The sequence below is a fragment of the Pseudoalteromonas sp. SWYJ118 genome (genome assembly GCF_015864505.1).
Taxonomy (GTDB): domain Bacteria; phylum Pseudomonadota; class Gammaproteobacteria; order Enterobacterales; family Alteromonadaceae; genus Pseudoalteromonas; species Pseudoalteromonas arctica.
This window is the reverse complement of sequence record NZ_JADYXC010000008.1, coordinates 29,384-52,108: the sequence shown is the minus strand read 5'-3', so window position 1 is coordinate 52,108 and position 22,725 is coordinate 29,384. Positions and strand designations below refer to the sequence as shown.

General features: G+C 38.1%; 18 protein-coding genes and 1 pseudogene. 10 read left to right on the top strand and 9 right to left on the bottom strand.

Features of this window, described 5'->3' with window-relative positions:
- The first annotated feature begins 18 nt into the window (after positions 1-18).
- The 3 genes from purB to I6F48_RS09770 all read left to right on the top strand — a co-directional run bounded on the left by purB (position 19) and on the right by I6F48_RS09770 (position 3,248).
- A complete protein-coding gene (gene purB, locus I6F48_RS09780; protein ID WP_024589170.1) occupies positions 19-1,389 on the top strand; it encodes an adenylosuccinate lyase in 1,371 nt (456 codons plus the stop codon).
- Between the two features lie 88 nt (positions 1,390-1,477).
- Complete coding sequence (locus I6F48_RS09775; protein WP_165722977.1) at positions 1,478-2,635, top strand: ribosomal protein uL16 3-hydroxylase; 1,158 nt, start codon at positions 1,478-1,480, stop codon at positions 2,633-2,635.
- A gap of 154 nt (positions 2,636-2,789) precedes the next feature.
- The gene (locus I6F48_RS09770; protein WP_010552647.1) at positions 2,790-3,248 is read left to right on the top strand and encodes a GNAT family N-acetyltransferase; all 459 of its coding nucleotides are present in this window, start codon (positions 2,790-2,792) and stop codon (positions 3,246-3,248) included.
- Positions 3,249-3,310: 62 nt separating this feature from the next.
- Here I6F48_RS09770 and I6F48_RS09765 read toward each other — a convergent pair whose 3' ends face one another.
- The 3 genes from I6F48_RS09765 to I6F48_RS09755 form a co-directional block, all read right to left on the bottom strand.
- Positions 3,311-3,757, bottom strand: coding sequence for a DUF4826 family protein (locus I6F48_RS09765; RefSeq protein WP_007580192.1), 447 nt, complete (start codon positions 3,755-3,757; stop codon positions 3,311-3,313).
- A 117-nt stretch (positions 3,758-3,874) separates the two neighbouring features.
- Positions 3,875-5,278 carry a M28 family peptidase gene (locus tag I6F48_RS09760; protein ID WP_197119325.1) on the bottom strand — a complete coding sequence of 468 codons (1,404 nt, stop codon included), beginning with the start codon at positions 5,276-5,278 and terminating at the stop codon, positions 3,875-3,877.
- Positions 5,279-5,396: 118 nt separating this feature from the next.
- Positions 5,397-5,789: a hypothetical protein gene (locus I6F48_RS09755; RefSeq protein ID WP_024589167.1), complete on the bottom strand. Its 393-nt coding sequence runs from the start codon at positions 5,787-5,789 to the stop codon at positions 5,397-5,399.
- 149 nt (positions 5,790-5,938) lie between these two features.
- Here I6F48_RS09755 and I6F48_RS09750 point away from each other — a divergent pair, with 149 nt between their 5' ends.
- Positions 5,939-6,736 carry a hypothetical protein gene (locus tag I6F48_RS09750; RefSeq protein ID WP_165727857.1) on the top strand — a complete coding sequence of 266 codons (798 nt, stop codon included), beginning with the start codon at positions 5,939-5,941 and terminating at the stop codon, positions 6,734-6,736.
- Between the two features lie 6 nt (positions 6,737-6,742).
- Here the strand turns inward: I6F48_RS09750 and I6F48_RS09745 are convergent, their stop codons facing one another.
- Positions 6,743-7,147, bottom strand: coding sequence for a GFA family protein (locus tag I6F48_RS09745; RefSeq protein ID WP_165727856.1), 405 nt, complete (start codon positions 7,145-7,147; stop codon positions 6,743-6,745).
- 247 nt (positions 7,148-7,394) lie between these two features.
- Between I6F48_RS09745 and I6F48_RS09740 the strand changes: the two genes are divergently transcribed.
- Positions 7,395-8,231 carry a hypothetical protein gene (locus I6F48_RS09740; protein ID WP_197119324.1) on the top strand — a complete coding sequence of 279 codons (837 nt, stop codon included), beginning with the start codon at positions 7,395-7,397 and terminating at the stop codon, positions 8,229-8,231.
- Positions 8,232-8,380: 149 nt separating this feature from the next.
- On the top strand, positions 8,381-10,228 hold the full coding sequence (locus tag I6F48_RS09735) for an ABC transporter ATP-binding protein (RefSeq protein WP_165727854.1): 1,848 nt from the start codon (positions 8,381-8,383) through the stop codon (positions 10,226-10,228).
- A 130-nt stretch (positions 10,229-10,358) separates the two neighbouring features.
- Here the strand turns inward: I6F48_RS09735 and I6F48_RS09730 are convergent, their stop codons facing one another.
- The 3 genes from I6F48_RS09730 to I6F48_RS09720 all read right to left on the bottom strand — a co-directional run bounded on the left by I6F48_RS09730 (position 10,359) and on the right by I6F48_RS09720 (position 14,696).
- Positions 10,359-10,778: an MAPEG family protein gene (locus I6F48_RS09730; protein ID WP_002963227.1), complete on the bottom strand. Its 420-nt coding sequence runs from the start codon at positions 10,776-10,778 to the stop codon at positions 10,359-10,361.
- A 190-nt stretch (positions 10,779-10,968) separates the two neighbouring features.
- Positions 10,969-13,356 carry a tetratricopeptide repeat-containing diguanylate cyclase gene (locus tag I6F48_RS09725; RefSeq protein WP_197119323.1) on the bottom strand — a complete coding sequence of 796 codons (2,388 nt, stop codon included), beginning with the start codon at positions 13,354-13,356 and terminating at the stop codon, positions 10,969-10,971.
- Between the two features lie 230 nt (positions 13,357-13,586).
- Entirely contained in the window at positions 13,587-14,696 is a 1,110-nt protein-coding gene (locus tag I6F48_RS09720; RefSeq protein ID WP_197119356.1) for an endonuclease/exonuclease/phosphatase family protein, read from the bottom strand.
- Positions 14,697-14,992: 296 nt separating this feature from the next.
- On the opposite strand from I6F48_RS09720, the gene I6F48_RS09715 reads away from it, so the two are divergent.
- From I6F48_RS09715 to I6F48_RS09700, 4 genes are all read left to right on the top strand, one after another.
- Positions 14,993-17,299, top strand: a complete 2,307-nt coding sequence (locus I6F48_RS09715) for a peptidase U32 family protein (RefSeq protein ID WP_197119322.1) — start codon at positions 14,993-14,995, stop codon at positions 17,297-17,299.
- Between the two features lie 13 nt (positions 17,300-17,312).
- Positions 17,313-17,972: a glutathione S-transferase gene (locus I6F48_RS09710; protein ID WP_165741189.1), complete on the top strand. Its 660-nt coding sequence runs from the start codon at positions 17,313-17,315 to the stop codon at positions 17,970-17,972.
- Positions 17,973-18,107: 135 nt separating this feature from the next.
- Positions 18,108-19,370 (top strand): valine--pyruvate transaminase, encoded by a 1,263-nt coding sequence (locus I6F48_RS09705; protein ID WP_197119321.1) that lies wholly within the window; start codon positions 18,108-18,110, stop codon positions 19,368-19,370.
- Between the two features lie 456 nt (positions 19,371-19,826).
- Positions 19,827-21,029, top strand: a complete 1,203-nt coding sequence (locus I6F48_RS09700; RefSeq protein WP_165741191.1) for an Nramp family divalent metal transporter — start codon at positions 19,827-19,829, stop codon at positions 21,027-21,029.
- A 100-nt stretch (positions 21,030-21,129) separates the two neighbouring features.
- Here I6F48_RS09700 and I6F48_RS09695 read toward each other — a convergent pair.
- Both I6F48_RS09695 and I6F48_RS09690 read right to left on the bottom strand, forming a co-directional pair.
- Positions 21,130-21,441 (bottom strand): annotated as a pseudogene (locus tag I6F48_RS09695) (hypothetical protein); the annotation flags it as partial.
- Between the two features lie 191 nt (positions 21,442-21,632).
- On the bottom strand, positions 21,633-22,607 hold the full coding sequence (locus I6F48_RS09690; RefSeq protein ID WP_166376820.1) for a transposase: 975 nt from the start codon (positions 22,605-22,607) through the stop codon (positions 21,633-21,635).
- Between the last annotated feature and the right edge of the window lie 118 nt (positions 22,608-22,725).

Sequence of the window (22,725 nt, the reverse complement as noted above, 5' to 3'; positions counted from 1 at the left end):
TAAAATTTAGGAGTTATTATGGAGCTTTCAGCGTTAACGGCTATCTCTCCAGTGGATGGTCGCTACGGCAGCAAAACCACTGAACTACGCAGTATTTTCAGCGAATTTGGCTTAATCAAATACCGCGTAATTGTTGAAGTGCGTTGGTTGCAAGCGTTAGCTGCAGCAAGCGATATTAAAGAAGTACCTGCATTTAGCGAAGAAGCTAATGCACTTCTAAACGCCATTGTAGATAACTTCAGTGAAGCTGATGCACAACGCGTTAAAGATATAGAACGCACTACAAATCACGATGTTAAAGCGGTTGAATACCTACTAAAAGAAAAAGTAGCCGATAACAGTGAGCTTCATGCAATAAACGAATTTATTCACTTTGCTTGTACTTCAGAAGATATTAACAATCTATCTCATGGTTTAATGCTAAGCGAAGCGCGTAAAAATGTTTTACTTCCTTATTGCGATGAACTTTTAAGCGCAATTAAAGCTAAAGCAATTGAATACAAAACAATCCCAATGATGACTCGTACGCACGGACAACCTGCTACACCATCAACTATGGGTAAAGAGTTTGCTAACGTATATATGCGCTTAAAGCGTCAACGCGGGCAAATTGCACAAGTAGAGATGCTAGGTAAAGTTAATGGTGCTGTTGGTAACTACAACGCTCACCTTAGCGCATACCCAGATTACGACTGGCATACACATGCAGATAAATTTGTATCAAGTTTAGGCTTAACACTAAACCCATTTACTACACAAATTGAACCGCATGACTATATTGCAGAATTATTTGACGCAATTGCACGTTTTAACACTATATTGTTAGATTTCGACCGTGACATGTGGGGTTACATTGCCCTTAATCACTTTAAGCAAAAAACAATTGCTGGCGAAATTGGCTCATCAACAATGCCACATAAAGTTAACCCAATTGATTTTGAAAACTCAGAAGGCAACTTAGGCTTAGCAAATGCTATTTTTGCTCATCTTGCACAAAAATTACCCGTTTCTCGCTGGCAGCGTGACCTTACTGATTCAACGGTATTACGTAACCTAGGTGTAGGTATGGGTTATGCAATTATTGCATACCAATCAACACTTAAAGGTGTAAGCAAGCTTGAAGTAAACGAGCAACGTTTAGCTGACGAGCTTGATCAAAACTGGGAATTGCTAGCCGAGCCGATTCAAACAGTTATGCGTAAATATGGTATTGAAAAGCCATACGAAAAACTTAAAGATTTAACACGCGGTAAACGTGTAAACAAAGAAATAATGGCTGACTTCATCGATGGTTTAGACCTTCCAGAGCACGCTAAAGTAGAAATGAAAAAACTAACACCTGCTAATTACATTGGTCGTGCTGTTGAGTTTATTGATGATTTAGTTTAAAAACTAAATTGCTCTTTTAAAAAGCGAAAGGATCATCCTTTCGCTTTTTTTGTTTTAACCCCATTGCACTAACTAGTAGGCATAATGTATGTATCAATTAAAAATAAATAATTTGTCTGAGCAAGAGTTTTTAAGCCATTTTTGGCAAAAAAAGCCGCTTTTAATCAAACAGGGTTTTGCTAATTTTCAAGACCCGCTTGATGCTAATGAACTTGCCGGCCTAGCAATGGAAGAAAGCATAGAGTCACGTATTATCACCAATCATAAAAATGACTGGCAAACGCACCAAGGTCCATTTGAAGACTTTGAGCAGTTAACAGACGATCATTCTACATTGCTCGTGCAAGCAGTTGATCACTGGCATAGCGATGCTGCACAACTACTAGAGCCATTTAGGTTTATTCCAAACTGGCGCATAGATGATTTAATGATCAGCTATTCAACGCCTAATGGTGGTGTTGGCCCACATTTAGACCAATATGACGTATTTATTATTCAAGGCGAAGGTAAACGTCATTGGCGTGTAGGCCTGCCCGATCCAACACTTAAACAGTTTGCTCAAAACAAAAAGTTACTGCAAGTTGAACCTTTTGAAGCCGTAATTGATTGCATATTAGAACCAGGCGATATTTTGTATATTCCACCAGGGTGCCCTCACGAAGGTTACGCTGTAGAAAACGCACTAAATTATTCAGTTGGTTTTAGGGCGCCAAATCAACAAGATTTATTGTCGAGCTTTGCCGATCATATTATTGATACCGAAAGCGGACAAAAACGTTATACCGATCACAACATCACACTAAGAAAATCAAAAGGTGAACTTACAAACCTTGAAGTTGATAAAGTTAAAACACTGATGGCGGCACTTTTAGAAAATGACGATTTATTTAAACAATGGTTAGGCTCAACGCTTAGTCAGCCCAAGCATGAAATGGATTTAGCACCAGTAGAACCTCCATTTACACCTGAGCAAATAAGCGATGATTTAAGTGATGAAGAAGCTGTGTTTGAGCGTTTAGGTGGCACGCGTGCTATTTATCAGCAGCTCGATACCGAAGTGTTATTAAGTGTAAACGGTGAAAATTACGCTATGCCATTAACTGACTTAGCGGCGGTAAAACTACTTACCGATAATACTGAATTTGAAAGTTCAGCATTAAATTTAACAAACCCAAGTTTAGTTTTTACTCAAACTTTTACTACACTTGTTAATGAGGGGCTTTGGTTTAATATAGACCAAGAGTAATAATACCAATTTTATTAATAATGGTGAGCATTTTGCAGCGTAAAATATTATGTATACAGGTTAGTTAAAAATTTTAATTTTCACCTGATATTGGCTTAAATAATTTTGCTGTGATTGCTTACTCATTTTAATTGGCTATCAATAGGAGTTTGCAATGGGCTATCTGGTTGATAAGGTTGAATGGGATATAAAAAAAGATATGCTACAAAAAATTCGAGAGCGAGTTTTTGTTTACGAGTTACATATCCCCAAGCACATCGAATTTGATAGCCTAGATAAAATTGCATTACATGTACTTGTTACAGACGATGCAAACTGCCCTATTGCAACAGGTCGGCTGTGTACAGATGGCTTAATCGGCAGGATAGCTGTATTACCCGAGCACCGTAATCGCAAAGTATATAAATCGCTTCTCAACTTTATTGTTGAATTAGCGTCAAACCAAGGTATAGAAGAAGTAAGCATTAATTGTATTTTAAATGAGGTAGAGCGTTTTAAGCGAAATGGCTTTATTCAGCAAGGAAATGTTTTTATGGAGGCGGGAATTCCTAGGCAACGTATGCAATGCTCTGTTTCGGCGTTTAATACAACTCCCTTCACACTTGTCCATTAGATAAAGAAAAGGGCAATAAATAAGCTATCACCCTCTACTTTTTTACTTAACCCAAACTGTAGTTACTTTGGTTCATTTGCCCATAGTGGTTCATTATCATACATTTCGTACAAGCCATGTGCTCTATTTATAAGTAAGTTAGCAAAATCTACCTGCGTTTTATCACGCGCGCCTGTACTCATAATTTGATCCGCTTTTAATTGCCACTGCAATGAAAAGTAACGCATTGCATCGCGAGCATCTGTAGCTGCACTTACTTCAGCATGATCTGTAGGTAAGCGCCCTGTTACTACCCAATATGTTTTACCGTTTTGGGCTTTAAATTTCCACATTGCACAAAGTGGTGCTAAAAATCGGCTGTCTTTATCAACTACTGATTTTGGCATAATGCCCTTTTCGGCTAAATGTTTTTGCGCTGCTTGAAAACATTCGCGTTGCCACTGCATTCTTTGCTCATCAGTTATAACTTGCTCTTTTGCTGTTAACGGCTTTTTTTCTTGTTGTTGCATTCTTAATAACCTTTTACTTCTTTTTTAACACTCTAAGGGCTTAGTAAATAAGGTGCAAGTATAAAAAGGTCGTTTGCACCTTAAAGCGCTCTGTTTGCTGTGTTTTTAGCCAAACTATTATTTTATATTGTGATCAAACGAACCCACATCACCCGGAAAAACTACTGGAGACTCAATACCGTCTTTACTAACAGAGGCTACACCAAAGTAATAATTATCAATCACTACGTTTTTAAGTGTGTACTGTGAAACCTTACCAACGTATTTACTAAACTGCCATTGCGGCTCGCTCGTGTAACGCCAATAAATTTTATAGCCAGCAATATTTTCATCACTGCTTTGTTGCCATGAAAACGACGTATCAGCTGTAACAGCGCCCTTTATTTTAACTTCTTTTGGCGGTGCGGGTGCCCACGCCATAGACGCCATCGTTACCGCATTAAGTGAAGTTAACTTAGCCGTATAATCAAAATCAACACCTTCAATGGTATCACCATACTCAACACCATTTTCAGTGCGTAAATCTTGATGCTGACGATCGTAGTGCTCGTTAGTTTCCATAATACGCACTGCTGCAAAACCTGCATCATTAAATGGGCGATGATGCCCACCACGACCAAATCTATCTAATCGATATACAAGCATTGTATCTAAATTAGGAATGTATCTGTCAGCAATAGTATCTATGTAGCGAGCTAAATTACGACTCGCAGAATCGACTTCACCACCTGTAAAGCGCCGAGTATTAGCTTGCTCTTTTGTTTCTACAACACGGGTACCTTCTGAAAATATACGTGCAGTCGTGTTATTAGTTACCCCATTAATACCGGTAATATTGCCAATCATATCGTTGTTTAAAACGCCATGAACTTGCCAGTTATGCTTTTGTGCATAAGCCGTTAATATTTTACCGCCAAACAAACCTTGCTCTTCGCCCGAAAGCGCCGCGTAAACTACCGAACCATTAAATTTGTATTTACTTAAAACACGAGCTGCTTCTATTACTCCTGCCACGCCCGATGCATTATCGTTAGCACCCGGTGAATCACTCGTAAAGTCCATAACATCACTTACACGTGAATCTATATCACCCGACATCATCACCATGCGATTCGGCTCGCTCGACCCACGTTGAATAGCCACTATGTTAACCACTTCAACAGGATTAGGAATGCGTTTTTCGCCCGATATAGTGTCCTTTACTTCAATAATTTCCAGACAACCACCACACTGCACAGATATTTTTTCAAATTCTTTTTTTATCCAACGCCTAGCCGCACCAATACCTCGCGTATCCGATTTAGTCTCTGAAAGCGTATGGCGAGTACCAAAATCCACCAGCGTTTGAATGTCACTACCGATACGGGTAGCCGACACTTCACTTGCTATATCGTGTAACTTTTGTTGGTCGGTATATTGTAATTGCGTTTCACCATGTGCTGATAATGCAAGTGAGCAAGCGCCTGCAATTGCAGTAAATTTGAGTAACGTTGTTGTGATTTTTAAAGGTGTTTTAAGCATCTATTAGCTCCTAATTATTATGGTGTAACCATTACTTAACTAAGATTTTATGGCAATACATTTGAGGTAGATGTAGAAAGGAGCACGCTAAAGCGCAGTTATAGTAATACTTAGAGAGTTAATTGAGTCGTACAATCAACATAATACCGGTCATAGGAATTAACCCAAACATCCACAGCTTTATTCCTAAAATATATTTTTTAAAGCTCCCTTTATTTATACAAGATCTAACTCTACTTCTATAACCGTTAAAATCACCCAAAATTAAAAACACAATTCCAATTACGATTGCGTAAAATAGAGCACCAATAAGTAAAGGGTTTTGCTTAAAAGTACTGATTATTTTATCTAAGTAGTGAATGTCAAACGTCATAGCTAAAAGAAAACTATATACAGTAGATATCATAGCTAACAATGCTGCAGCATTTATGGCCGTATTTTTATTTCTTGAGTCTAATTTTTTCATCCACTGAGCACACACAAAATGAACAGCGCAAATAAATGTTCTCATTTTCAATCCTTGAATAACGTCTAACTAATTAATTGCTAATACAATATTATATTTTGAGGTTAAATTACAAACCTTGTTACACAATAATCTATTAAAAAATATGTTTTTCGTGGCACACTGTCATTGTTTATATATTAATAGTTTAAGTTATGCGTCAGCTAAAAGAAGATACAGTTAAAAGTAACCTTATTGAGTCGCAGCAAAGTGCATACGGCCCCGTATGCGTGTATCAAAATAAAGAATACCGGTGGTTAACGCTTGCACAAAAAACCAATGAAGACATTACAATTCAGGGCGTTATGAACCTTATACACCCTGAGCAAGTAATAGTACCTGTAAACCAGTGTATGATGTTATTTTTACTTAAACCGGTAGATACACTAAATATATTAAATTTAGGCTTGGGCACTGCAGGGTTTGAGCGAATTATGTATCACTTACAAAGTAATACGCCTTACATAAACACCATCAATACATTTAACACGGTAGAAATAAACCCAAGCATTGCCTTAATTGCTGCCCAGCACTTTAAGTTACCAATTAAGCACAGCACCTATTTACAATGCGCCGAGCAATATATTACCCAATGCACTGATCACTTTAACGTAATCACTATCGATATTTTTAGTGGTGAATATCACCAGCCTTTTTTAACCAGCGATAGCTTTTGGCAAAATATAAATAGCTGCAGTGAGCAAAATACGCAAGTAATCATTAATTTAAACCCACAAACTGGCCAAGAGCTGCAAATGCTTTTAGTACTTTTAAGGCAACATTTTAAGTGCTTAGGGATAATAGAGTTTAACGAATACAAAAATATAGTGATCATACTAAGCCAGCAAACATTAATGCACATAAACGTTGATGAAATACAAAACTCACCTGTGTTTATAAATTTTGCACCAAACCTTTATAAAAGTATTAACAGCATTTACCACATTGAATAAAACGCGTTACCGTCCAGGTTCATGTTTTTCATAGCACGGTAAGCTTGTTTCTAACTTCTCCCAGTTAGCTTTAGACGTAACAAAATTATGCGATAAAACCTGCTCAGTAATATCGCTATCAAATATTCCTAAACGAATTCGTATTCTGCTTTTGTCATCATTATTGCTACTGTAAACCGGCGAGCCACACCACTTACAAAAGTAACGAGTGCGCCCTGGTTTAAAACTAAATTCACTAAGTAATGCTTTTCCTTTGGTTATTGTGAAGTCATCTGTATTTACAAAGCCATTGGTTGCAAATGCAGTCCCGCTGTTTTTTCTGCACAGTGAACAATGACAATGAATAATGCTGGTTATACTACCCGACACTTCAACCCTTACCTCACCGCACAAACACGAACCCGTATACATATAACATCCTAACTATTAAATTATTTTAAACTCAGCTGAAATTTGCTGAGTTGATTTAATGGATAAGTTTACTGGTTAATTTTTTGAATGGAATAATAATTTTTGTATCTTCGCAGTTCCCACGCCATTACCTATTGCTTTAATGGTTGACATAAAAACATTAAATTGGTTACATAACTCTCAATAAAAACTATAGCCAAAATTTAAATTGGTTAACCAAATATCAATAATATTACGAGAGCCAATTATGTCTTCCAAACACATTTTAATTCTATGTTTGTTTAGCACGCTATCAGCATGTTCAACCATTCAAAAAAGTACATCGAGCGATTGGCTACTTATTGATAACTTTGAAAATTCACTTAGCAAGTGGCAAAGTGTCGATACCCAAAATGAAACTAAACCACAGGTTAAAAACCCACAAATAACAGTTATACAACCAGAACAAGCAAACTCATCAACAAATCATTATTTACTAAAAAAACCTGCAGCTGAGGGCATTGTAGGAAATCGTAAAGCGCTTTCTTATACAAAACTTCCACAAGCGGTTGAAGTTGGTCAAACCTACACATTTTATATGCGTATAAACGTAGCTGCTTTTCCTAATAACCATGCTTTTGGATTAAGCAACCTTACGCCAGAGCTAATTAATAAACATGCGTACGATGCGTTTGAGCCTACACTTCGCGTAACCGATAAAACAGAATCAAACGGGTTTGTAAACGATGGCGCTTTAATGGTTAAAACCGACAGCGGGTATAGCAACATTCAAAACTACACTACCAAACAATCGGCCAAGCCACTGCAAACAAATACCTGGTACGACGTATGGTACGTTGTTAATAACGCAGCAGCCTCAGAGCAAGGTCAGCAATATGATGTTTACGTAAAAGGTGGTGAATTTAGCAAGCAAACACTGGTGTATAAAAATGCACAATTTAGAATGAAGCGCGAACAACCTCTTATATATTTTTTAGCAAACTGTAATACAGGCCCAATTAAAAAGCCTTACGGAAATGGTGGTCTCAGATATGACGATTTATACATGATCAAAGGTACAAACCTAAATAACCCAATGCTATAAAGTAAGTGAAGTGTTTTTAGGTGTTCTTTTATACATAAGTTTATATTAATAACGCTCTAGCATATTCACAATTAATACCTTACAAACCTGCATTTAAAAATACTTAAATGGTATAATAGCCACCATTATTTGCCATTTAAGTTTTTAAAATGTATCGATTATTTGAAAAAATGACAAAAGCATTTCCTGAGGATCAACCTACTCAGCCGCCTTCGACTTTATTTGCTTTTTGTCGTCACTACACCAAAGGAATGGAATTGTCGTTGGTGCTAATGTCAATCAGCGCCGCCATGCTCGCTATTTTAGAGGTTTCTTTATTTAGCTATATGGGGCAGCTTGTTGATTGGTTAACGGCCTACACACCCGAAACCTTGTTTGTAGAGCAAAAATCAGAACTTATCAAAATGGCTGTCATGCTCTTACTGGTATTGCCCGTAGTCGTATTTTTTCATTCTGCTATTTTGCACCAAGCATTACTGGGCAATTACCCTATGTCGATTCGCTGGTTAGCGCATCGTTATTTACTGCGCCAAAGTGTGAGCTTTTATCAAAATGAGTTTGCAGGAAGAATAGCCACCAAAGTATTACAAACCTCTTTAGCCGTTCGCGAAACAGTGACCAAACTACTCGATGTATTAATGTACATAGTGGTTTATTTTGGCTCAATGGTATTTTTAGTTGCCGAAGCTGATTGGCGCTTAATGATCCCTTTACTGGTTTGGTTAGTTTTATACATTTGCGTACAGCTTTATTTTGTACCTCGCCTTAAAAAAATTGCCAGCTCACAAGCTGATGCGCGCTCAGAAATGACCGGTCGAATTGTTGATAGCTACACAAATATTTCTACTATTAAATTGTTTTCGTATACCCAGCGTGAAGAACAATACGCAAAACAAAGCATGGATGTATTTTTGCAGCCTGTGTACAAACAAATGCGCTTGGTAACCAGCCTAAACTTTGTTATTCAAAGCTTAAATTATTTATTAGTATTTTCGGTTACCGCAGTATCACTTTATTTATGGTCGCTTAGTGCAATTAGCGCAGGTGCCATTGCAGTTGCTGTTAGTTTAGCGCTTAGATTAAACGGTATGGCGCAATGGATCATGTGGGAAATAAGCAGCTTGTTCGAAAACATTGGCACCGTAGCCGATGGTATGAAAACACTGTCTAACCCTATTGAAGTTGCCGATAAACCAAATGCCGATACACTTAACGTAAGCCAAGGTGCTATTGAGTTTAACAACGTACATTTTAACTACGGCAAAGCTGCAAACGAGACTAATCGCAGCCCAGTAATGAATGGTTTAAACTTAAACATTAAACCTGGCGAAAAAATTGGCTTAGTCGGTCGCTCTGGTGCAGGTAAATCAACACTTGTTAACTTGTTACTGCGTTTTTACGATACTGACTCAGGAACAATAAAAATTGATGGGCAAAACATCACAGACGTAAGCCAAGAAAGTCTACGCCGCTACATAGCGATGGTTACGCAAGACACTTCCCTGCTTCATCGCTCAGTAAAAGACAACATTTTGTATGGTCGCCCTGATGCAACACAAGACGAAATGATCAACGCGACCAAACAAGCTAAGGCACTTGAGTTTATAAACGACTTGGTAGATAGCAAAGGTAACAAAGGCTTTGATGCACAAGTGGGCGAACGCGGTGTTACTCTTTCAGGCGGTCAACGCCAACGTATTGCTATTGCACGTGTGCTACTTAAAAATGCACCCATACTTATACTCGACGAAGCCACCAGCGCACTCGACTCAGAAGTAGAAGCGGCAATTCAGGCAAGTCTTGATGACTTAATGACAGGCAAAACAGTAATCGCCATAGCGCATAGGCTCTCAACCATTGCACAAATGGACAGATTAATTGTACTTGATGACGGCGGCGTAGTTGAGCAAGGCACTCATGAAGAACTAATCGCTAAGGGTGGGATTTACGCAGCCCTGTGGACACATCAAACAGGCGGGTTTATAGGCGTCGATTAGCCATTAATATTACCTTACTGTAGACGTGGTTTATATTCTGCTGCTACCTAAACAAAAAAGCGAAGATGCCTTAAAGGCTCTTCGCTTTTTTGTTTAAAGTTATAAATAGAGTTTATAACTTTTTTATAAACTAAGAGATTAGTCTTAATCCTATCATTATCAGCATAACCACATTAGCAAGCACACCAATTAAAAAGAAGTAACTACGTGGACTTGGGTTTTTCTCCGTTGCTATAGCGTAGTACAGCGCCATGTGAATTAAACGCGCAATTAAGTACACCCAAATACACATTGCAAAAATCGGGCTTTGATAATTAATTACAAACGCAAATAACACCGTACCTATAAATAATGCGCTGTTTTCAAGCGTATTATGAAACGTACGATGCGCTCTAAATATAAAGCTATCGTGCGATAAATCCTCGTCAATTTTACCTGGTACAGCATTTGGCTCTTTAGCTTTGCTAAACGTAGCCACAGCCCACTGTACAAGCAACATAATTAAATAGAGGTAAAATGCCAAATAGGCCGAAAGTGCAACTTCAGTCATTACTAAATCCCTTATTTTGTTTTTTAACTTAGTTTAGAATGCAATTTTAAAGCCTAAGTTAATACACTGATATTTAAAAGGTTAATTTAATAAACCTAATTACATATGTAAGTAACTCACGGCGTTGTATAAAATTTACTTGTTATGATTTTAAAAAATAACATCAAAACTGAGCTGTATACTGCTAGGTTTACTCCGATCTAAAAAGCTTAAACTCTTCAAACGCACAATCCCACAACACAACTTGATTACGACCCAAAGACTTAGCCTCATAAAGTGCTAAATCAGCCTGTTCAATTAACTCAGAAGGTGTTCTGGCTTTAAATTTAATAGACGTAACCCCAAAACTACACGTAACAGGAATATCATCAAATATCGCTTTTTCTACTTTAATACGAATAGCTTCAGCAATACGTATTGCTTGCTCTTGAGTCGTGTTGGGTAAAATAATACAAAATTCTTCGCCACCAAAACGGGCAACGCTATCGCTCGTACGTATATTAGCTTGTAAAAGACTGGCAACGCCACAAAGTACGGTGTCGCCAATGCTGTGCCCATAAGTATCGTTAACACTTTTAAAATGGTCAATATCGACCATTAAAATACAGTACTCTTCAATCTGAGGTAAATCCAAAAAGTCGCGATTCATAATCTCAAATAAAATACGGCGGTTATAACAATTGGTCAAAGGGTCTCTCGCGGCCAAATAGTCTAACTCTTCATTACGTTTTTTAGAGGCAATAAAGCTTCGATAAACCAATAAAACAATAGCTAAGCAAGCGGCTAATAAAAATGCGAGCGCAATACTCGCGTATTTGTTTTTTGCAAGCTCTAGCTCTGATATAACCCTAGCTTGGCCTGATATTTCAATTTCATTGTTTTTCTTTTCAAGCTCAAGTTGATGGAGTTTTTCTTTTTCTCTTAACGTCTCCAGCTCTATTTCCATTTTGTGAGAATGCAAATGTGCTTTTTCGAGCGCCAACTTGTTTTCATTCCTTTCATCGTGAATAACTTCGGTTAGGGCTATTTCCTCTTCTGCGTAACGTAGTGACTCTTCAATGCGACCACGCAATTTTTCTGCTATTCGAATTTCACGATAGGCATATAGCATATGTAACTTATCATCAATTTCAGTTGATAAGGCGAGTGACCTTTTTAGTAAAGAAATCGCCTCATTTGTATCAATACCAATTAAAATGCCAGCAAGCGCTGTAAGCGACTTTATCTCATAGAGTTTACCACCTGTTTTTTTGGCAAACGACAATGACTCTTTGTAATATTCTATAGCCTTATTGTTATTTCCTTGGGCGCGATAAATATTAGCAATAATACGCGCCGTTGTAGAAATGTACGATGTAAGGTTGTTATTTTTATAAGTGACATAAGCTTTTTTAGCATATTGCATCGCTGATACTAAATCGCCAGACTCAAGGTTAATAACAGCCATTTCTCTCAAAGCTGATGCGAGCGTTTTTTCCTCGACCATACCTTTTGGCAAATCAATCGTTATTTGATAGAAAAACTCTGCCTGATCAAACTGCTTTAATCGTGTATATACCAGCCCCATTTGATTGGATGTTTTAGCAATCCCAAGCACGTTATTTACTTTTTTATAATATAAATATGCCTCATTTATATGCTTAAGTGATTTTTCATAAAGGTTGATATGTCGATAAATAATACCAGCACCTAATAATGCTTTAGCTAAGCCCACAGGATCGTCAATGTCTTTATGTATTTCTAATGCACGAGTGCTGTAATCAAGGGCTAAAACTAAGTTGTCTAAATAGCGCTGCGCTTCTGCTAGTGTATTTAATGTACGCGCCATCAACTTTAAATCATCTAAATTAGTATATATATCTAAAGCTTTGGTATAAAAATGAGCCGTTTGCTCTCTATTTTCAAGACGCTTATACGACTGAGCTAATTTTTTATACGTTTCACCTAACTGTTTTTGTATTTGTTCGTCTTTATTTACAAGGTATTTTAAAGCAGATGAATATTGCGTGATCGCGTCATTGTATTTTTTTTGTTCATAAAACGAATCCCCCTTTGTTAGGAGTACTTGTGCTATAAAAAACTCATCGCCATACACAAGCGTTGTTGGTAATAAAGTTTCAATGCGGTTAGCAAGTTCCTCATAACGTTTTTCATCTAATAATATTTTTATATAATTAATAGACGCCTTTATTTGGTTGCGTGAATCATTTAATTTACTGTAATAAGCTGAGGATTGTGAAAAGTGATGAAGCGATTCATTAATATTGTTATTTTTTTTATTCGCTTTACCTAATAAGTTATGTAATTTTGCGCTGAGTAACGTGTCATCAGCACTTTGCGCTTGTAACAACAACGCCTTACTTAGTTCGATACTTGTTATAACGTCAGTATCCATAAGTAATTCGGCTCTTTTTAGCAGCCCTGCATTAGATTCATTGATTAAACTGTATGAGGTGGTTTCTTGCGCGTAAGCGCTACTTAAACTAATAAACAAAGCAAAAAACAAAGCTTTCACTAACAATTTAGAATTATAAATTTGATTTACGAAGAAAGTATGTACTTGCGAAGTTAAGTCCATCTTTCGCGTGTGATACGAGTAAGTGTAAAATTCCATATTTACCATTTTAGTGATTTGTTATTAATTTAATGCAAAAAATTCTGGCGATAAAATATACACATAAAGACTGCAGGTCAAGTTTCGCTGCAATATGGGTAATTGTTAATTTATGATTTTAGCATAATTATGCATATTGCAGCTTAATTCTTTTTTAGCTTAATCGTACGCTGTAAGTTATTAAATGAGAAAACCTAGCTTCTTAGTTTAAGGATAACCAATACAACACCGTGGTCGGTAGTTAAATCATCACGCTCATACTCGGGGTTTATTAAGTGCCTGTCGTAAGTGTTATAAGCGCTTACTTCAAAAAAGCTGTCATCGTAACTAGCGTCAAACTCACACGACAATAAAATGTAATCAAGCACAGAGCTGCTCGCGCCATAATAATGTGTTGGCGGCCTTAACGGTGCTGTCTTTGTTATATTTATATTTTTTACTTGGCTTTTATCCGCTGAATCAACAATCTCGCTGTTATTGCGATCACAATCACTTTGTTCATCGTTTGTTATTGCTTCATCGCTAAAAACCTCATCATTACTTAGCTGCGACTTAACAAACAAATCCCATGAATCATTTAGACAATATTTAGCTAAGTAGGTTTTAGCGTCAAACGCAGGGGCAAAACGTAGCGTATTAGTAAGTAAATGACTGAGCACACCATCAGCTAGGTCGTTATTAAAATCGCCCATTAGCATCATGGGTTGCTGCGTAGCTTCGCGGCGAGTAATCATTTGTATCATTAGCAATGTAGCTTCACTACCACGCTGAATAGTTGAGCCCCAACCGCCCGCTACATTCGCTTTTAAAATCTCAATTATGTTTTGCTCGGCTGTAAGCTCTTTATTGTGCTCATCAACATTAATCATTGGGCGCTTAGATTTAAAATGCACCACATAGCAATCAGTATTGCCTATGTGCGGCAAAGTAACGGTCGCTCTTAATACCTTGCGACTAAAAGTAAACTCACTATTAAGGCCAAGTGCACTTGCAAGCTCGCTATCGTGCTCAACCGACGCCACTTCAACTATCGGGTATTTAGAGGCGATTGCCACTACGGGGCGTTTATAAATAAAGTCGTCAATCACCTCAGGCTCATCAACTACTGCAAAGTAATTATAACCTTGCTCACTCATTAACTCTTTTAACGAATCAATGCTAAACACTTCCTGAAAACCAATCACATCAGGCGCATGTTCTGTTAAGTAATCAACAATCCAACGCTGCTTTTTAGCCCACTGCTGCGCGGTATAAATTTTCTCAAACTCATAGTATGCATTGGGTGGCTCAAGATAGTTAAACAGATTAAATGTGGCTATTTTTAGGTGAGTGTTGGTAATTACAGCTTCTTGAGCGTTTAAATCTGTATTTAACTGTTTAATATTTTGATTACTGATGGGTATCGCCTAAGTAAAGTTGAAAGACTAGCTTGCTTATAAACTATCATTTTATTACATGTTTACGTAATAAATCAGCCAGCTTAATTACAATTTTATACAGTCTTTTAATTATGTATTTATTATATCCCTCAATAAATAGCATTAACGCGCCTAAACAGATAAAATTCGCGACAATTAAATATGAACGAAGCGACATTGTAATGAGTAGAAAGATTGAACTATTAGCCCCAGGCGGTGATGTAAACGCAGTAAAAGCCGCCATTGTAGCTGGTGCTAATGCGGTTTATTGTGGGTTAGATACCTTTAATGCACGTAACCGAGCGTCTAATCTTTCGTTTGATGAGCTTAACGGCGCACTGCGCTTAGCGCATGAATACGGCTGTGAAATATTTTTAACACTAAATGTGGTTATATTAGAGCATGAAATGGGTGCGCTATTTAAGCTACTAAACCAACTAGTAAATACCACGCTCGACGGCATTATTGTGCAAGACCTAGGGTTATTCAATATAGTTAAAAAGCACTTTCCTACTTTGCATATTCACGCATCAACTCAGTTAACTACGCATAACGAATCACAGGTTGAATTTTTAGCGCGCATTGGCGCTACGCGTGTAAATTTATCGCGCGAGCTTAACTTAACTGAAATTAAAATACTGACCGACGTAGCACATAAATGCGATGTATTAACCGAAGTGTTTGTGCACGGCGCTTTATGTATCGCGTTTTCGGGGCAATGTTATTCAAGCTCGGTAAGTGTAGGTAACTCGGGTAACCGTGGTCGTTGCTCACAAGCATGTCGTGATGAGTACGAGCCTACTGCAATGGGTAACAAGCATCCGTTAAACTTAAAAGATAACTCAGCTTACTTCGACCTACCTGAACTAGTCGCTGCAGGTGTTGACTCGTTAAAAGTAGAAGGCCGTATTAAAGGCGCTAACTATGTACACACGGTTATTGATAGCTGGCGCAAACAAATAGATACCTTTGTACAAACCGGTAACTTAATTGAAGACGATTCTAGCTTGTATAAAGTATTTAACCGTAACTTTACTAATAAGTTTTTAACCGGCGACATGACCAAAAACATGTTTACCGACAATCCGCGCGACCATAGCTTTGATCACGCAAACGAAAAAAGTAACGCTATTTCGGTTGTACAAATTTACGATGCGCAACAAGATCTCTCTACCCAAAAAAGTGAAATTGATTCATTAGTTAAAAAGAAAATTCAGTTTTTAGATATTTCAAAGCGTGAGCTTCGTTTTGAATTTTCAGGACAGTTAAATCAGCCATTTACAGTAACGCTGGTTATTAACGATAAAAACGATAGTTCGTTAATAAATGAAAGCGCGAATTTAAACACTGAGCAACCTCAGCGCTTTGAAGTGCAATCGCAAATGGTTATGCATAACGCCGATAAATCGGTTGTTGATATTGCTGCTATTGATAAACGCTTTAAAAGCTTTAGTAATGCCAATTTTGAAATTAAAAATATGGATTACTCAAACTTAGGCAACAACTTAAGCATTCCGTTTAAAGAGCTCGCCCGTATTAAAAAGCAAGTCGCGTTTTTATTAAACGAAGGCAAAGACGTACTCGCCCCTGTTGAATTACCAAAACTAGTAAGCCACGAAAAAGCAGATAAAAACAAAACAACACTCTCTATTTTAATATCGGACATAAAAGACGTTCACCTATGTGATTTAACAGATGGCGATGTTTACTTTAAATTACCTGAGAGCTTTAGAACCGATAACGATAAATACATCAACGTATTTTTAGAGCACCCGCAGTTAATTCCGTGGTTCCCGGCGGTATTAATTGGTAAAGATTTTGAAGAAGCGGTACGTTTACTCGAGGTTGTAAAACCTAAGCTTATTATTAGTAACAACACAGGCGTTGCATTTAAAGCCGTGCAAATGGGTCTTGACTGGATTGCCGGTCCATTATTAAACACTACAAACTCTTATGCGTTATTAACGCTACAAGAAGATTTAAATGCTAAAGGCGCGTTTATTTCAAACGAAATAAACAAGCAGCAAATGCGCAGTATTAAACGCCCTAACAACTTTAAAATGATGTACAGCATTTATCATCCAATACTAATGATGACCAGCCGCCAGTGTTTTTTCCAGCAAACCGTTGGCTGTAAAAAACCACGTATTGATGCCAGCTGTATGCTGAGCTGTAAAAAGGAAACAACCGTTACCAATGTTAAAGGCATTAGCTTTGCCATTGATAAACAAAAAGGCGGCTACCCGAGCATTTATAATCATGAACAATTTTTAAATATGGATATTGTGACCGATTACGCCGATAAGTTTGACGAGTTCATGATTGATTTAACTGACATTGGCTCAGGCGATAAAGAAAAGCTAGATAAAGCCGTGTTACTCGCCCACTTCCAAGATTTAATTAGCGGGCAAACACAAGCAGCTGATCAATTAAATCACATGGTAAAAGTAAAAACACGTCAGCAATATGTTGAAGGCTTAAACAGTTAAGGTAAGTAATAACATGACATTGCCATTATTATATTCATTACAACACTGCCCATACGCAATGCGTGCACGAATGGGTATTTTAATGGCAGAGCAACACGTGCTACTACGCGCTATTAAAACTAAAAACAAACCACCGCATCTTTTGCAAATATCGCCAAAAGGCACGGTGCCTGTTTTATTACTGCCGAATAATCAAGTTATAGATGAAAGCCTAGATATTATGCTGTGGGCTTTAAAGCAAAACGATCCGCATAATTTACTTCATACTCAAGACCCATTAGCACTTGAGCGCATGCTTGAATTAATTAAGCTAAACGACACGAAATTTAAACCAGTGCTTGAAAAGTATAAGTTTTATGCTCGCACAAAAGACATGGCACAAATTTATTACCAAAAAGCCTGCGAAGAATTTATTAAGCAATTTGAAGAAAAACTAACCACGCATAAATACTTAATGGGCGATGAAAAAAGTCTAGCCGATTATGCCCTGCTACCATTTATTAGACAGTTTGCCCGTGTAGATAAACATTGGTACTTACAAAGTGAATACACGCATGTACGCGCATGGTTAAACGAGTTTTTACACGCCCCCATGTTCACCAAAGTTATGACCAAATTTGATTTGTATATGGACTGCGGCGAAGAGTTTTTATACGGCGTTAAAAAATCTTAACTTAGCCTTTGTTTTATAGAAATTTTATTGTCATAGCCAACTACAAAGCTAAGTATTGAATTATTCTCATCATCGGATTTAAGCCCTTTATTTACGCTATACTGCCCTCCCCATTACTAACAAACGCTATGCATTATGAACTACTCAAACTTCGGCACTAAATTCACACAACCCAACGGCATTACTCAGTTAATGGAAGATTTAGGTGGTGCTAAAAACAGCAACAATCCTAATATTGTTATGCTCGGTGGCGGTAACCCCGCATTAGTACCACAAGTAAATGAGGTTTTTTTAAGTGAATTACAAAAACTCGTTGCCAGTAACAAGGTATCGCAGGTATTTGGCCTTTACGACGGCCCGACTGGTAACGACGAGTTTAGAGCTGCATTAGCTGGCCAGCTAAGTAAAGAGTTCGCATGGGATATTAGCGCCGATAACGTAGCACTTGGTAATGGCAGCCAAGCTAACTTTTTTGTATTGTTTAATATGTTGGCAGGTGAAATGCCGGATGGCAGCCATAAAAAGATTTTATTTCCCCTTGCGCCAGAGTACATAGGTTATGCCGATCAAGGTTTATCGGCTGATATGTTTGTTGCCATAAAGCCTGATATCGAAATTTTAAATACAGGCAGCACATCAAAACAGTTTAAATACGTCATTGATTTTAAAGCAGTTGAAAAAACACTAGCAAACGACAACAGCATAAGCGCGCTGTGCGTCTCACGACCTACCAATCCGACAGGTAATGTAATTACTGACGATGAAGTAAAACACCTTGATTTGCTCGCTAAGCAATATGGTATTCCACTCATTATTGATAACGCATATGGCGATCCGTTTCCAGGTTGTATTTACACCGATGCAAACCTAACGTGGAACTCAAATATTATTTTATGTATGTCACTTTCAAAGCTGGGCCTACCGGGTTTACGCAGCGGTATTGTGGTTGCAAACAATGAGATTATTAAAGCAATTGGTCGCGTAAATGGCAGCATGGTGTTATCGCCAAATAGTATTGGTCCAAGCTTAGTGACACGCTTAATTAACGACAACGAACTACTCCCACTGTGCCGCAACGTTGTACTGCCTTTTTATCGTAATAAAGCACACATAGCGGTTGAGTTGTTTGATGAAGTATTTGCCGAATTGCCTGTTTATTTGCACAAAGTTGAAGGCGCATTTTTTATGTGGCTGTGGTTTAAAGATGCAAAAATGACAAGCGAAGTGTTGTATCAAAAGCTTAAAGAGCAAGACGTGTATGTGATCCCAGGTCACAACTTTTTTATCGGCATTGACGACAGCTGGGCGCACAAGCACGAGTGTATTCGTATTAACTATGCTACCGATCCAGATACCCTAAAAAAAGGCTTAGAAGCGATTAAAAACTTAATAAAGTAAATATACTGATGCCGATATTAATATCGGCATCATTCATTTAATTCGCTTATATATTCGTTTAAAATTAATGCAAACGCACTGTATCCCCTTTAAATTTATATACAAGTTGGTATCCTACTCGACCTTTTTTAATAGCAATTCGCTTAATTAAGTGATCTATCAGAGGTGAGAAAATCGTGTCGATAACCAGGCAAAAATTTCGTTATTTAGTTGTTCTATATCAGAAATTTTTAACGCAGTTAGCGTCAAATCTAATCCCTCAAATTGATTAAGTATTATTGCGGATTGGTATAACATATGCTTATTAAAAAAGAACCAGCCAAGGGGCGATAATCGCTGCAGGGCACTTAGTTTAAGTGGCAGCAATAACACAATCGGCATCGCGTATAAATATCGGTTTTAAACGTTAGATGTAACTTTAAATAGCAACATGCAATAGCACTATTAAGGCCAATTATGCGATTAGGACCAGGACTGCTCGTCACCGCTGCCTTCATTGGACCAGGGACCATTACTACCGCCAGCGTGGCAGGTGCAAACTTTGGTTTTGCACTTATATGGACATTACTGTTTTCAGTAGTTGCCACTATATTATTACAATCTATGGCGGCGCGCCTTGGCGTTGCTACCGGGCAAGATTTAGCTCAAGCGCTCAGAGCACATATTCAAACGCCCTTATTCAAATCTTTAGCTATATTTTTAGTCATTAGCGCGATTGGTGTGGGCAGTGCAGCTTATGAAGCGGGTAACTTAAGTGGCGCTAGCATGGGATTAATTGAAATATTCCCTCAAGTTAGCTCCCAACTATGGACACCACTTATTGCTTTTTTTAGTGCAGCTTTACTGTATAGCGGCAAACATAAAGTGGTTGAAAACGCGCTAATTTTACTCGTTATTTTAATGAGCTTAGTGTTTATCTCAACACTTGTAATGGCAGCGCCTTCACTGGGTGATGTATTTGCTGGTTTTATTCCTAGTATGCCTGAAGGCTCTATTACAACCATACTCGCTTTAGTTGGCACTACCATTGTGCCGTATAACCTATTTTTACACTCCGGCGTACTCGCTGCTAGACACGACAGTAACAGCGACATGCAAAAAGTGATTAAACAAACAAATGTTGATACAGGCCTATCAATCACTTTAGGCGGTGTGATCACGCTCGCTATTTTATCTACTGCATCGGTTGCATTTTATGGCACAGATGCGGGGCAAATTAGTGCGGCTAACATGGCCGTACAGCTAGAGCCATTACTTGGTGATGCCGCTCATTACTTTTTTGCTATTGGCTTGTTTGCAGCAGGTTTAACTAGTGCTATTACAGCGCCACTTGCGGGTGCTTATGCTGTGTGTGGCATGTTAGGTTGGTCAAACGATATGAGTAACGCACGCTTTAAAGGCGTTGCTATTGTTATTTTATTGTTTGGTGCTGCGGTTGCCTCACTCGGTTTAGACCCTGTCGCGGTGATTATATTCGCGCAAGCGGCTAACGGGTTATTACTTCCTATTGTTAGCACCTACCTTGTATGGCTGGTTAATCAAAAAGGGGTTATGGGAAACTACACTAACTCTTTGGTGTTAAACCTGGTAACCCTACCCGTTTTAATCCTAATTTTTGGGCTAAGTAGCTACAAACTAATTAGTTTAATTTCTAGTTAAATTCTAAAAAATCATATTTAAAAGCCGCTGTTTATAATAAACAGCGGCCTTTATTTATTAATCACTAAATAACGTATAAGCCGTACTTATATTCACACATCTAATACGCTTTTTGGTTGTTAGTTACCTTTATTAATTGTGAAAACGCATAACCACCTATCGCGCCGGCAAGCAGTTGAGCATAAAAACCCCAGCCTCTTGCGCCCGCTATAATATGAATATTCATAATTGATTCAATGGCAATTAACACAATACCAAACGCCACAATGCCAGCAATAACAAATAACTGAGTACTGTATTTTTGAGCCTTTTTATTAAGCTTTACGGTAACAAAAAAAGCGATGGCAAGTGCTACGGCAATAATAGCGCCGTAGGTAGGTAATAGGCCTAACCAATCATCACGCATTAAACTAGACAGCCACTCCAATTGTAAACTAATCTAGCGCCACTAAATTTACTTTTTTGAGCTAAGAGTTCACCTCTTTTTATATCTTTACTCGCGCGTTACACATTTAATAAGCAATTATCACTGTTAAACCTAAATTACACGCATGAAAATGACTGCATAATGCAGTTGTGATTTATTACTGAGTAGTTTAAGTTTTATGCCAGTAGCTTTTCGCAGTTACTGATATTCGCTCGCCGCTTTCGGTTTAAGTTTTCACAATAACCTTCTTGTGAGGCTGGCCTGCCGACTGCACCATGAAATACACGCGTAAATTGTGTGGTGAGCTTTAACCAGTTTTCTGGGGAGATATTAACTCTTTCGAGTAAGGGTAAGTGTGTACTTTCAATATAACCACGTTTGTCTTCTCGTATACAGCGCCCTGTTAGCTCAACAAGTTCAAGGTACGATTTAAGCTCAAACGGCAGCCCTTTTGGCATAATTTGACGAGGCATGCCTGCAAAGCGCAGTAGTTGTTTTGGTTGCTTGCCATCCTTTGCATACGTTAAACGCTGTTTGATGCTGGTATGGTCTGACTCTTCTGGGGTGTTAGCCATTTTAGCTCTAATGGGGTTTAAATCGACATACGCCATACAGGCCGCAAGGGCTGCTTCATCTAATAATGCTTGAGACGTAAATCGTCCTTCCCAAAAACGGCCAGTGCAGTTATCTTCTTTATTTGCTCTGCGCGCAATGTTTTCATTTAACAACCGCATAAACCAGCTAATACTTGATAGGCGCTCTCGATATTCCTTTACTGTTTGATTAAAAAAGATAAGTTCAACTTTACTTAGCTTTTCACCTTGTACATATTTTTGCGTTAGCAATGTGCCTTTACACAGTTTATGCCAACGAATAACAATCGCTTTATCATTTAACCTATTCGCTTTTTTATCATCAACGTACAACACTAAGTGGGTATGGTTACTCATTACGGCATAAGCACATACATCAATACAAAATACCTTGGCTAACTCAAGCAGCCTATCTTCAACCCAACCTCTGCGATGCTCAAAAGATTGGCCTGTAAAACGGTCTTCACCGCACAGGAAAGCACGCCGAACACATCGTGATATGCAGTGGTAGTATTTTGTATCAACCAAACTTACTTGACGCTTTCTTGCGATTGCCATAAGACACCCAGCTCACTTTTTACACTAAACAAAGGCTAGCCTCTAACTTCAAAAAGTGCAAAATTTAAGTTGGGTGTCACTGTTAATTTCTGAGGCCGCAGGGCGATCAATAGATGCG

What these genes read in the sequence shown, in the direction of transcription:
- purB (WP_024589170.1), top strand. Translation starts at nt 19, where the DNA reads ATGGAGCTTTCAGCGTTAACGGCTATCTCTCCAGTGGATGGTCGCTAC.
- I6F48_RS09775 (WP_165722977.1), top strand. Translation starts at nt 1,478, where the DNA reads ATGTATCAATTAAAAATAAATAATTTGTCTGAGCAAGAGTTTTTAAGC.
- I6F48_RS09770 (WP_010552647.1), top strand. Translation starts at nt 2,790, where the DNA reads ATGGGCTATCTGGTTGATAAGGTTGAATGGGATATAAAAAAAGATATG.
- I6F48_RS09765 (WP_007580192.1), bottom strand. Translation starts at nt 3,757, where the DNA reads ATGCAACAACAAGAAAAAAAGCCGTTAACAGCAAAAGAGCAAGTTATA.
- I6F48_RS09760 (WP_197119325.1), bottom strand. Translation starts at nt 5,278, where the DNA reads ATGCTTAAAACACCTTTAAAAATCACAACAACGTTACTCAAATTTACT.
- I6F48_RS09755 (WP_024589167.1), bottom strand. Translation starts at nt 5,789, where the DNA reads ATGAGAACATTTATTTGCGCTGTTCATTTTGTGTGTGCTCAGTGGATG.
- I6F48_RS09750 (WP_165727857.1), top strand. Translation starts at nt 5,939, where the DNA reads ATGCGTCAGCTAAAAGAAGATACAGTTAAAAGTAACCTTATTGAGTCG.
- I6F48_RS09745 (WP_165727856.1), bottom strand. Translation starts at nt 7,147, where the DNA reads ATGTATACGGGTTCGTGTTTGTGCGGTGAGGTAAGGGTTGAAGTGTCG.
- I6F48_RS09740 (WP_197119324.1), top strand. Translation starts at nt 7,395, where the DNA reads ATGTCTTCCAAACACATTTTAATTCTATGTTTGTTTAGCACGCTATCA.
- I6F48_RS09735 (WP_165727854.1), top strand. Translation starts at nt 8,381, where the DNA reads ATGTATCGATTATTTGAAAAAATGACAAAAGCATTTCCTGAGGATCAA.
- I6F48_RS09730 (WP_002963227.1), bottom strand. Translation starts at nt 10,778, where the DNA reads ATGACTGAAGTTGCACTTTCGGCCTATTTGGCATTTTACCTCTATTTA.
- I6F48_RS09725 (WP_197119323.1), bottom strand. Translation starts at nt 13,356, where the DNA reads ATGGACTTAACTTCGCAAGTACATACTTTCTTCGTAAATCAAATTTAT.
- I6F48_RS09715 (WP_197119322.1), top strand. Translation starts at nt 14,993, where the DNA reads ATGAGTAGAAAGATTGAACTATTAGCCCCAGGCGGTGATGTAAACGCA.
- I6F48_RS09710 (WP_165741189.1), top strand. Translation starts at nt 17,313, where the DNA reads ATGACATTGCCATTATTATATTCATTACAACACTGCCCATACGCAATG.
- I6F48_RS09705 (WP_197119321.1), top strand. Translation starts at nt 18,108, where the DNA reads ATGAACTACTCAAACTTCGGCACTAAATTCACACAACCCAACGGCATT.
- I6F48_RS09700 (WP_165741191.1), top strand. Translation starts at nt 19,827, where the DNA reads ATGCGATTAGGACCAGGACTGCTCGTCACCGCTGCCTTCATTGGACCA.
- I6F48_RS09690 (WP_166376820.1), bottom strand. Translation starts at nt 22,607, where the DNA reads ATGGCAATCGCAAGAAAGCGTCAAGTAAGTTTGGTTGATACAAAATAC.